Annotated in this window: 8 protein-coding genes; 4 read left to right on the top strand and 4 right to left on the bottom strand. The window is 64.3% G+C overall.

Features of this window, described 5'->3' with window-relative positions; genetic code table 11:
* Positions 1 to 200: 200 nt before the first annotated feature.
* Positions 201 to 1,895, bottom strand: coding sequence for an AMP-binding protein (locus tag AC0L23_RS08735; protein ID WP_085349868.1), 1,695 nt, complete (start codon positions 1,893 to 1,895; stop codon positions 201 to 203).
* A 79-nt stretch (positions 1,896 to 1,974) separates the two neighbouring features.
* Positions 1,975 to 3,168 (bottom strand): serine hydrolase domain-containing protein, encoded by a 1,194-nt coding sequence (locus AC0L23_RS08730; protein WP_085385547.1) that lies wholly within the window; start codon positions 3,166 to 3,168, stop codon positions 1,975 to 1,977.
* Between the two features lie 347 nt (positions 3,169 to 3,515).
* Between AC0L23_RS08730 and AC0L23_RS08725 the strand changes: the two genes are divergently transcribed.
* From AC0L23_RS08725 to AC0L23_RS08715, 3 genes are all read left to right on the top strand, one after another.
* Positions 3,516 to 3,836 carry a hypothetical protein gene (locus tag AC0L23_RS08725; protein ID WP_007603877.1) on the top strand — a complete coding sequence of 107 codons (321 nt, stop codon included), beginning with the start codon at positions 3,516 to 3,518 and terminating at the stop codon, positions 3,834 to 3,836.
* A gap of 122 nt (positions 3,837 to 3,958) precedes the next feature.
* A complete protein-coding gene (locus tag AC0L23_RS08720) occupies positions 3,959 to 5,452 on the top strand; it encodes an NAD-dependent succinate-semialdehyde dehydrogenase (protein WP_018455820.1) in 1,494 nt (497 codons plus the stop codon).
* Between the two features lie 115 nt (positions 5,453 to 5,567).
* Positions 5,568 to 6,287, top strand: coding sequence for a hypothetical protein (locus AC0L23_RS08715; RefSeq protein WP_085349866.1), 720 nt, complete (start codon positions 5,568 to 5,570; stop codon positions 6,285 to 6,287).
* An 11-nt stretch (positions 6,288 to 6,298) separates the two neighbouring features.
* Here AC0L23_RS08715 and AC0L23_RS08710 read toward each other — a convergent pair whose 3' ends face one another.
* The gene (locus AC0L23_RS08710; RefSeq protein ID WP_018455822.1) at positions 6,299 to 7,240 is read right to left on the bottom strand and encodes a GlxA family transcriptional regulator; all 942 of its coding nucleotides are present in this window, start codon (positions 7,238 to 7,240) and stop codon (positions 6,299 to 6,301) included.
* Between the two features lie 221 nt (positions 7,241 to 7,461).
* On the opposite strand from AC0L23_RS08710, the gene AC0L23_RS08705 reads away from it, so the two are divergent.
* Positions 7,462 to 8,295: an alpha/beta fold hydrolase gene (locus AC0L23_RS08705; protein WP_085349865.1), complete on the top strand. Its 834-nt coding sequence runs from the start codon at positions 7,462 to 7,464 to the stop codon at positions 8,293 to 8,295.
* Here AC0L23_RS08705 and AC0L23_RS08700 read toward each other — a convergent pair.
* A complete protein-coding gene (locus AC0L23_RS08700) occupies positions 8,285 to 10,501 on the bottom strand; it encodes an SLC26A/SulP transporter family protein (RefSeq protein ID WP_085362001.1) in 2,217 nt (738 codons plus the stop codon). The genes AC0L23_RS08705 and AC0L23_RS08700 overlap by 11 nt on opposite strands.
* Between the last annotated feature and the right edge of the window lie 72 nt (positions 10,502 to 10,573).

Raw genomic sequence — 10,573 nt, 5'->3', positions numbered from 1 at the left:
CCAAGGGGGCGCGGCACCCCGGGTGGCGCTTCTGCCGCGCGCCGGCCGGGGGGGTGTGCGTGTTTATGGTTCAAACCCCACACACTCGCTGTCATCGCCCGGCTTGACCGGGCGATCCAGTACTCCGAGACGGTCGTGGTTCTATCGAGAGGCTCCGGCGTATTGGATTCCCCGCCTTCGCGGGGAATGACAGCTGCGGCTCACGCCGTCTTCGCGGCTTTCAGTCCAAGCCGTTGCTCCACGTCGTCGCGCATCAGGAATTTCTGGACCTTTCCGGTCACGGTCATCGGAAACTCGTCGACGAATTCCACGTACCGCGGAATCTTGTTGTGGGCGATCTGGCCGTCGCAGAAGGTGCGCACCTCTTCCTTCGTCAGCGTCTCGCCGGGCCTGACGCGGATCCAGGCGCAGAGCTCCTCGCCGTAGCGGGTATCCGCAACGCCAAAGATCTGCACGTCCTGAATCTTGGGATGGCGGTAGAGAAATTCCTCGATCTCGCGGGGATAGAGGTTCTCGCCGCCGCGGATCACCATGTCCTTGATGCGGCCGACGATGTTGCAATAACCCTGGTCGTCGATGATGGCGATGTCGCCGGTATGCATCCAGCCGTTGGCGTCGAGCACATCCGCGGTCTTCTCCGGCTCCTCCCAGTAGCCCAGCATCACGCTGTAGCCGCGGGTGCAGAGCTCGCCCCGTTCGCCGCGCTTGACGATCTTGCCCTCGAGATCGACGACCTTGACCTCGACATGCGGATGGATTCGCCCGACCGTCGAGACGCGGCGATCGAGCGGGTCGTCGACGGCGCTTTGGAAGCTGACCGGGCTCGTCTCGGTCATGCCATAGGCGATCGTGACCTCGCCCATGTTCATCTCGCTGTTGACGCGCTTCATCACCTCGATCGGGCAGGGTGCACCGGCCATGATGCCGGTGCGCAGCGATGTCAGATCGAAGTTTGAGAATTCGCCGTGGTCGAGTTCGGCGATGAACATGGTCGGCACACCGTACAGCGCGGTGCATTTTTCCTGCTCGATCGTCCGCAGCGTTGCGAGCGGATCAAACCCCTCGCCGGGATAGACCATCGTTGCGCCGAGCGTGACGGAGGCGAGGTTGCCCATCACCATGCCGAAGCAATGATAGAGCGGCACCGGAATGCAGATGCGGTCCTGTTCGGTCAGGCGCATGGCGCGGCCGACGAAATAGCCGTTGTTGAGAATGTTGTGATGGGTCAGCGTCACGCCCTTGGGCGATCCCGTCGTTCCGCTGGTGAACTGGATGTTGACGGCATCGTCGAATTGCAGCGAGGCACTGAGCGCGGCGAGCTGTTCGCGATGCAGGGTACCGCCCATGCCGGCGACCTCGTCGAACGGGATCGTGCCCGGGCAGGCGGGGCCGCCGATCTGGATCACGATGCGCAAGGCCGGCAGCCGCGCCGCGCGCAATTGCCCGGGCTTGGCGCTCGCGAGCTCCGGCAACAGCGTGTTGAGCATGTCCATGTAGTTGCTGGTCTTGAATGCCGTCGCGGTGACGATGGCGCTGCATCCGACCTTGTGAAACGCGAATTCCAGCTCGCTCAGCCGGTAGGCCGGATTGATCGTCACCAGGATGAGGCCGGCCTTGGCGGCGGCAAACTGGGTCAGTGTCCATTCCGGCCGGTTCAGCGACCAGATGCCGATCCGCCCGCCGCGTTCGAGGCCGAGCGCGACAAAGCCGGCGGCGAGCGCGTCGACCCGCTGGGCAAACTCTCCCCATTTCCATCTCACGCCGTGGCTGGGCGAGACCAGCGCCTCACGATCGCTCCAGCGCCGCGCGGCCTGATCGAGGCTGCGCCCGATGGTGTCGCCGAGCAGCGGCGTGTCGGAGGTGCCGCAAACGTAACTGTCGGCTTTGTCTGCCAAGATCGTGTCCTCCAGTCAGGTGCGTGCACGGCCGGGACAACAAGCCCGGCCGTGACGCGTCGTGAGAGTCAGGCGCGCCTCACGCCGCCTTCTGCCCGCTTCCCGCATCGAGCCCGGCATAGACGCCGCGCTCGAAGCCGGCAAAAGCCTCGAGACACTTTGCGTCGGCGAATGGCAGCAGCTGCATCAGGATCACGCCGGTGACGTCGCGCGCCGGGTCGATCCAGTAATAGGTGTTGGCGAGGCCCGCCCAGGCGAGGCTGCCCGCGCTGCGGCCCTCGGCGGTCTTGGCGGTGTTGATCATGAAGCTGAGGCCCCACTTCTTCACCTGCTCCGGATAGAGATCGACGTCATTGGTGTACATCGGCGCCGCCGTGGTCATCTTGCCCATGGCGAGGTCGCCGATGTGGTTCTGCCCCATCGTCGCGATGGTCTCGGCCTTCAGCACCTGATTGCCGTTGCCGCGGCCCTTGTTCAAGATCATCTGGGTAAACCTGATATAGTCGGCCGCGGTCGAATAAAGGCCGCCGCCGCCCATGTGGAATTCCGGCTCCTGCTCGAGCTCGAACGGGATCGCGGCGAGCTGGCCATCCTCGCCGCGCGCATGCATGCCGACCAGACGCTTGCGCATGTCGTCGGTGATCTTGAAAGCGGTATCGCTCATGCCGAGCGGTGCGAACAGATTGTCGCGCAGATAGGCATCGAGGCGCTTGCCGCTGACGGCTTCCACCGCCTTGCCGACGAAATCGATATTGGTGCCGTATTCCCAGCGCGTGCCGGGGTCGGTCATAACCGGCGTCTTCAACGCCGCGTTCTGGCAGGTGGTGATGGCGGGGATGCCGGATTTCTCGAGATGGATCGCGAGATCGCCGTTCCACATGTTGTAGGCAAAGCCGGCGGTGTGGGTCATGAGTTGGCGCAGCGTGATCGGCCCCTTGGCCGGCCGCAGCTTGGCTTCGCCCTTGGCATCGAAACCTTCGAGCACCTGCGGCTTGGCGAGATCGGGCAACACCTCGCCGATCGGCGCATCCAGCGACAGCTTGCCTTGCTCGACGAGCTGCATCGCGCCCGCTGATGTCACCGCCTTCGTCATCGATGCGATCCAGAACACGCTGTCGGCGGTCATCGCATCCGGCTTGGACAGGTCGCGTTTGCCGAACGCGCCCTGATACAGCACCTCGGTACCGCTGGCGGCGATGGCGACGACGCCGGGAATCTCCCTGGCCTCGCTCTTCTGGCGCAGAATCTGGTCGATCTCAGCTTTGCCTTGCATCCGCGTTTCCTCCGGTTTGATTATTGTTGGAAGCGATCGATTGTCCTCCCGCGTGCGCCGCGCGGCAAGCACATCCGCGTACCTGCCGCGGTCGCGATGTCGTGACTTGACGGTCGGCTCCCCTCGCACGACGACAAGGCGGTTGACCTGCAACACTCCGTCACAATCTGTGGTGGATGGCCGCAACCAGCCGTGACCGTGGATGGGTGCTGGCGAGATGTTTCGACTGTTTGAAGCACTTGAAACATTTTGTGAGCTGCGGCGTTCAGCTCTCGGCCGATCGACGGTCAACGTTAAGACTTGATGCAAATTGGCGGCCGCCCACCGGCCGCGAGGGGGGACCTCAGATGATTTCGACCTGGAGCGAATGGAAGCGCTATCCCCGTCCCGGACGGGGCGAGAATCTCGAAGCGCCGATCGCGCCCGGCATCTACGAGGTCCGCATCGCCGGCACCGGCGCACTTTATTCCTTCGGCGCTGTCGACAATCTGGCACAGGCGCTGGCGCTGCTGCCGGTCGGTTCAAAGTCCTGGTTCGGCCGCCGCAACGCGTCCGACGTTCCTGATCTCGAATACCGGACCTGCGCAACCTCCTCGAAGGCCGACGCCAAGGCCGCCGCCGAGCGCATGATCGGGCGGCGCGAGACCTATCTGAGCGGCGCGGCGTAACTCCGCCGCTCCGAGCCTGGCTCCCAGCAGATGTGCGTTGCGGGACGGTGCATTGCGCGCCGCGTCTCCCTATATTCCGGCCGAACCGGAACAGCCCGCAAAAGCCCCGCAGGAGCAACGCCATGACCCCGACCGCCGCCGCACGTGCCCAGCACGCCACGTCCAATCTGCGCGACCGGTTGAAGGACCCGTCGCTGCTGAAGGAGGCCTGCTACATCGACGGCACCTGGGTCGGCTCGCCGGTCTTCGCCGTCAACAATCCCGCAACCGGCATCGAGCTTGCAAAGGTTCCGCAGCTTTCGGCCGATGACGCCACCAGGGCGGTCGAGGCCGCCGAGCGCGCGTTCCCGGGCTGGGCCAAGCACACCGCCAAGCAGCGCTCCAATATTTTGCGCAAATGGTTCGAGCTGATCATCGCCAATCGCGAGGACCTCGCGCTGATCCTCACCTCCGAGCAGGGCAAGCCGCTCGCCGAAGCGCTCGGCGAGGTCGACATCGGCGGCGCCTATGTCGAATTTTTCGCCGAGGAGGCCCGCCGCGTCTATGGCGAGACGATTCCGACGCAGCGGCCGGATGCGCGCTTGCTCGCGATCAAGCAGCCGATCGGCGTCTGCGGCGCGATCACGCCGTGGAATTTCCCGAACTCGATGATCACACGAAAGGTTTCGCCGGCGCTTGCGGCCGGGTGCACCGTGGTGCTGAAGCCCGCCAATGAAACGCCGCTGTCGGCGCTGGCGCTTGCCGCGCTCGCGGAGAGAGCCGGCGTGCCCAAGGGTGTGTTCAACATCGTCACGGGCGATGCAGCGCCGATCGGCAAGGTGTTGTGCGAGCATCCGGCCGTGCGTTTCGTCGGCTTCACCGGCTCGACCGCGGTCGGCAAGATTCTCTACCGGCAGGCCTCCGTCGGCGTGAAGCGGCTCGGCCTCGAGCTCGGCGGCAACGCGCCGTTCGTGGTGTTCGACGACGCCGACATCGATGCGGCGGTCGACGGCGCGATCGTCTCGAAATACCGCAACATGGGCCAGACCTGCGTCTGCGCCAACCGCATCTACGCCCAGGACAAGATCTACGACGAGTTCGTGCAGAAGCTGTCGAAGAAAGTCGCGGCGATGAAGATCGGTGACGGTACCGAGAACGGCGTCACGCAGGGCCCACTGATCAATTTGAAAGCGGTCGACAAGGTCGAGCGCCATATCGCGGACGCCGTCAAGCGCGGCGCCAGGATCGTCACCGGCGGCAAGCGCAGCGAGCTCGGGCGTTCGTTCTTCGAGCCGACGGTGCTTGCCGACGTCGAGCCGGACTCGCTGGTGGCGCAGGAGGAAACCTTCGGCCCGCTCGCACCTGTGATCCGCTTCAAGGACGAGGCCGACGTCATCGCGATGTGCAACGCCTCGCCGTTCGGGCTCGCCTCCTACTTCTACTCCCGCGATCTCGGCCGCGTCTGGCGCGTCGCCGAGGCGCTGGAATCCGGCATGGTCGGCGTCAACACCGGCCTGATCACCACCGAAGTGGCGCCCTTCGGCGGCGTCAAGGAAAGCGGCCTCGGCCGCGAAGGCTCGCATCACGGCATGGAAGAATATGTCGAGATCAAATATGTGATGATGGCGGGGGTTTAGCTGCTGGTCGCCGTGGCCTGAAACGCGGCATCTACGGCGTTCGCCGTCCTCCCGTGAGGGCCTAACGTTCTCTGCAGCAGGGCTCAATGCAACGGCCCCTACGCAGGAGAACGTGATGACCAAACTAAGTGAGCTGGCGATCGAAGCCCATGGTGGGCTTCAGCGCTGGAACCAGTTCGAGCAGGTCGCGGCCGACCTTCAGCAGGGGGGCGTGTTGTGGTCCTTGAAAGGGCAGCCCGAGACGCTTCAGCAGACCACCGTGACGGCTGGTCTGCGCCAGGAATGGGCGTCCCACTCGCCCTTCGGCGCCGAGCGCCGCCGTTCGCGGTTCGAGCCGGGGCGGGTCGCCCTCGAAGCGGCCGACGGCACGGTGCTCGACGAGCTTCGTGACCCGCGCAGCAGCTTTGCAGGTCATACTCTGCAAACGCCGTGGACCGATCTCCAGCTCGCCTATTTCGCCGGCTGCGCCATGTGGACTTACCTCAACACCCCGTTCGTGCTCGCCTGGCCCGGAGTCGAGGCAGAAGAGCTGGAGCCGGTGCGTACGAATGACGGGCTGTGGCGCCGTCTTGCGGTCCGTTTTCCAAATGACATCGCAACGCACAGTGCGGTGCAGACGCTCTATTTCGATGCGGACGGACTCTTGAAGCGGCACGATTACGACGTGGAGATCGCCGGCAATACGCCCGGCGCGCATCTGATCGATGGCTATGTCGAGGTCTCGGGCATCCGGTTTCCGACCAAGCGTCGCATTTATGCACGGCAACCCGACGGCAGCTTCAGCACCGAGCCGCTGGTCGTCTCGATCGATCTGTCCAATATCCGGCTGAGCTGATTTGAGGCACGTCAGAGCATGGCGAGTGGCCCAGCCTCCTTGCGGAAGGTCCGCGGCGCCTCGCCATGCACGCGGACAAAAGCCTGTCGCATGCGCTCACGGGTCGCAAAGCCGGTCTCGCGCGCCACGACCTCGATCGGCAAACGAGTCTGCTCCAGCATCAGCTTCGCGGATTCGAGGCGCAAGGCTTCGACGGCCTTGGCCGGCGTCGTGCCGGTCGCCGAGCGGAAGAGTCGCGTGAATTGCCGCGGGCTGAGACAGGCGGCGCGGGCCAAATCCTCGATCGTGAGGCTCTCGCGCAGGTTTTGCCGGGCGTAGTTCAGGGCCTTCTGGATCCTGTCTTCGCTCGTTCCGACCTCCAGCAAAACCGAATGCTGCGATTGTCCGCCGGGGCGGCTGTGGTACATGACCATGCCTTTGGCCACGGAGCGAGCCCTCTCGGCACCGAGGTCTCGTTCGATCATGCCGACGACCATGTCGGTGCCGGCGCTCATGCCGGCAGACGTCCAGATCTGGCCGTCGGCAATGAAGATCTTGTCGGCGTCCACATTGCAACCCGGGAATCTGGCCTGCATCTCCTGTGCGTAGCGCCAATGCGTGGTCGCTCGCCGCCCGTTCAACAGCCCGGCGTCACCGAGCACGAACGAGCCGAGACAGATCGACGAAACCCGCCGCGCATTCCGGGCCGCTGCGCGAAGCAGCCGGACGAGGCCGGGTGATGAGGTTGGAATGTCGAGGCCCGCCGCGACGATGAGGGTGTCGAAAGCGGCCTGATCGAAAGGCTCCGTCATGACTTGCATCCCAGCAGACGAGGTGACCAGCCCGCCGTCTTCCGAGAACGCACGAACATCGTAGATTTTTTCTCCAGCCTGCTTGTTCGCCACGTCGAAAGCGGCGACGGCGCCGAAACAGACGGCCTGGAAGCTCGGAGACAGAACCAAGCCGATTCTCATGATGACTCCTGGATGCGACGGACCACCTGTTTGTGCGCCTGCTCCCCTCGCCAATTGGATGGCCGAAATGATGGCATCTACGTCCTGTCGATGCCGTAAGCCGGCTGATACGTCTCCACCCTCGAGCGCGGGAAGACGACATACATATGGCGAGCGTCATATATGGAGTGCTCGCCGTCGTGCCAGCAGCCATCCGTGCACTTCAAGAAAAAGGAAAAGGCATGTCCCTTGAAACGGCGCGAACGGAATTGATCGAGGCCGGCGGTATGCGCTTTGCCTTCAGGCGCCTCGACCCGGCAAAGGGTATGCCACTGGTCCTGCTTCAGCATTTCACAGGCAACATGGATTCCTGGGATCCGGCCGTGGTGAACCGGCTCGCGGAAACCAGGCCGGTCATCGTTTTTAACAATGCGGGCGTCGGCACGAGCTCCGGCGCGACGCCGGACAACGTCGAGCAGATGGCGGCGGATGCCGAAACTTTCATCAGGGCGCTCGATCTCGGTGAGGTCGATCTTCTCGGCTTCTCGCTCGGTGGCATGATCGCTCAGGTGCTCGCTGCCCGGGGGACGGGGCTCGTCCGCAAGATGATCGTGGCGGGAGCGGCGCCGCGCGGCGGCGAGGAGCATCTGATGGCCGTCGTCAACGACGCCTTTGCCCGTGGGGCTGCCGATGTCAGGCTGCCGCTGTTCTTTACGCCCTCCGAGGCCAGCCAGCGCGCCGGTAGGGGCTTTATCGCGCGAGCGACTGCGCGCGCACAGGACCGGGATCCCGAAAGCGGAGACAGTGTGAGCGAACCTCAGGCGAAGGCGATCATCACCTGGTGTGCCCGCAAGGACGAGGCGTCCATCCTCCGCGCAATCGCGCAGCCCACCTTGATTGTTCACGGCAGCGACGATTCAATGTTCCCGAGCATCAACGCCTACAACATGTTCAAGGCGATGAGTGATGCGCAGCTCATCCTGTATCCCGACTCCGGACACGGCGCACCTTTCCAATACCCGGATTTGTTCGTAGCACATTGCAGAACGTTTCTGGATGCGAGGGCTACCGCCTGAGCACCGCGATCGTGCGGTTCGCAAAGGTCAGCCGCTCCGCCATGACCGACACGAAATAGGTCAGCAGCTTGTGGCTGAGCGCTGGATCCTCGGTCTTGATGGCGTCGAACTGGTGCGTATTCAGCACGTAGAGCACGCTGTCGACCTCGGCCTGGATGGTCGCGCTGCGCGGTGTCTGTGACACCAGCCCCATCTCGCCGATCGTGGTGTAACGGCCGAGGCTGCGCACGCGTGTGGTGCGGTCGTGATCGGCCGGGATCATGATGCCGACGCGGCCGTCGAGGATGAAATGCATGGAATCGGCGGGGGCGCCGGCCTGCACGATGACCTCGCCGGCTTCGACCTCGATGCGCTGGCAGCGGCGGATCAGCTCGTCGGCGCCGTCTTCGCTGCCGAGCATTCGCGTGAACCAGTCACGCAGGCTGGCTTCTTCCTGCGCCAGCTCCTGATGCTGCGAGATGAGCTCGTTCTCGCACCATTCCAGCGCGCGATCGAGCTTGGGGATGATGGTGACGCCCTCGCCGACGAAGTCGCTGGAGCGCAGCACCTTCTCGGCCGCAGCCGACAGATGCACCAGGATCAGCTCGACTCCGAGATCGCCGGCGCTGCGCTTGATCTGGGCGAAACTATAGGCAGCCGATGAATCCACGCCGGTGACGAGCTTGAAGTCAAACAGCAGATAGCGGCACTCGGGGCGTTCCTGCAGCAGCTGCTTGACGTGCTGGTAGAGCCGGTTGGCGGAGCCGAAGAAGAGATAGCTCTGGAGATTGAGGCCCTGGATCTTGCCCCCGTGGGCAAGCAGCACGTCCTGGTCGTCGCGCGAGCGGTCGAGCGAGGAGCGGTACTCCGAGCCGTCGAAACTGTATTTGATCGACTCGACCCGCGCGGCGCTGAACGCAAACGTCGCGCAGCCGATGATGACGCCGATCAGGATGCCCGGAACGAAACCCCAGGCCACGATGATCGCGATGATGGCGATCAGCGAGAGATATTCGAGCTTCGACAGCCGCTTGCGCGACTCGATGATCCATTTGTGCAACTGGTCGGCGCCGAGATAGAGCAACAGGCCGCCGAGCACGCATTTGGGGATGAAGCCGAGCAGCTCGGGTGCGACGGCAAGCACCAGCAGCGACAGCGCTGCGGCGGTGAGGCCGGACAGTCGCCCGCGGCCGCCGCTGCCGAAATTGAGCATCGAGCGGCTGGTCGAGCTGCAACCGGGGTAGCCGCCCAGCATGCCGGTCAGGATGTTGGCGGCGCCGGTGACGTTCAGCTCACACTCCAGATTGGCTTCGCGACGCGTGGCCACCTCGATGCCGGTGGTGTTGAACAGCGTGCTGGAGGCCGTGACGAAGATGACGGCGACGACATTGCCAAGCAGGTCCGGTATGGCAAACCAGGGATAGCGGGCGAGATCGTCGGTATGCCAGGGCAGCATGAAGACCGCTTGCGGCGGTGGCTGAAAGGTCCAGCCCAATGTGCGCGCCTCATCGAAGGAAACGCCGGTGATCCAGAACGCCAGATGCGCGGTGAGCACGCCGCCGACCAGGATGATCGGCAGTCCGAACGGGCTGCGCGAGCGGTGCCAGGTGAGATACAGCACCAGCGCCATCGCGCAGGCGGCACCGAGCTCCAGCAGGATGGTGCGGTCGGCGAAGTGCGACAGCGTCGTGAACTGCAGCGGATGGTCGGTGATCACCCGGACCGCACCCATGACGATGAGAAGTCCGGTGGCGCCGAGGAAGCCGCCGACCACCGGATAAGGCACGTAACGGATGGCGCGGCCAAGCCGCGTCAGGCCCAGTCCACACAGCACCAATCCTGTCAGCATCGTCGACAGGCCGAGCGTGATCAGGATCGGGGACAGCAACGGCGTCGACAGGTTCGCCGTCTCGATGCGTTCGACCACCGAGGCCGCCAGGATACCCGTCACCGCGGCGGTCGAGCTGTCGGGGGCTGCAATCGCGAAGGGCAGCGAGCTGCCGAGCTCGACGACGGCCGCAAGCACCGCGGAGCTGACGAAAGTGGCCGTGATGCCGTAGGACAGGTAGGGCGACAACGGCCCCGCGAAGATCAGCAGCGCGTAGGACAGTCCGAACGTGACGGTCAGGACGCTGGCGGCGCTCCCGCCCAATATATCGTTCAGCGCGCGCTTGAGGGCCGGATTGAGCCCGGTCGACGGAGTGAAGCCAATCGCTGGATCTGTCACGCCGTGCCACTCGCTGAGTATTCCCCTCCGAGAGGTAGACGACTGGAGACTTAGCGCAACAAGATTCTTGCA

It is taken from the genome of Bradyrhizobium sp. MI1.4, from assembly GCF_055811315.1.
The sequence above is the reverse complement of the archived record's forward strand: the minus strand, read 5'-3'. Positions and strand labels throughout refer to the sequence as shown.

Excerpts from the sequence above, each read along its gene's own strand:
- AC0L23_RS08730 (WP_085385547.1), bottom strand. The coding sequence starts at position 3,168 with ATGCAAGGCAAAGCTGAGATCGACCAGATTCTGCGCCAGAAGAGCGAG.
- AC0L23_RS08725 (WP_007603877.1), top strand. The coding sequence starts at position 3,516 with ATGATTTCGACCTGGAGCGAATGGAAGCGCTATCCCCGTCCCGGACGG.
- AC0L23_RS08720 (WP_018455820.1), top strand. The coding sequence starts at position 3,959 with ATGACCCCGACCGCCGCCGCACGTGCCCAGCACGCCACGTCCAATCTG.
- AC0L23_RS08715 (WP_085349866.1), top strand. The coding sequence starts at position 5,568 with ATGACCAAACTAAGTGAGCTGGCGATCGAAGCCCATGGTGGGCTTCAG.
- AC0L23_RS08710 (WP_018455822.1), bottom strand. The coding sequence starts at position 7,240 with ATGAGAATCGGCTTGGTTCTGTCTCCGAGCTTCCAGGCCGTCTGTTTC.
- AC0L23_RS08705 (WP_085349865.1), top strand. The coding sequence starts at position 7,462 with ATGTCCCTTGAAACGGCGCGAACGGAATTGATCGAGGCCGGCGGTATG.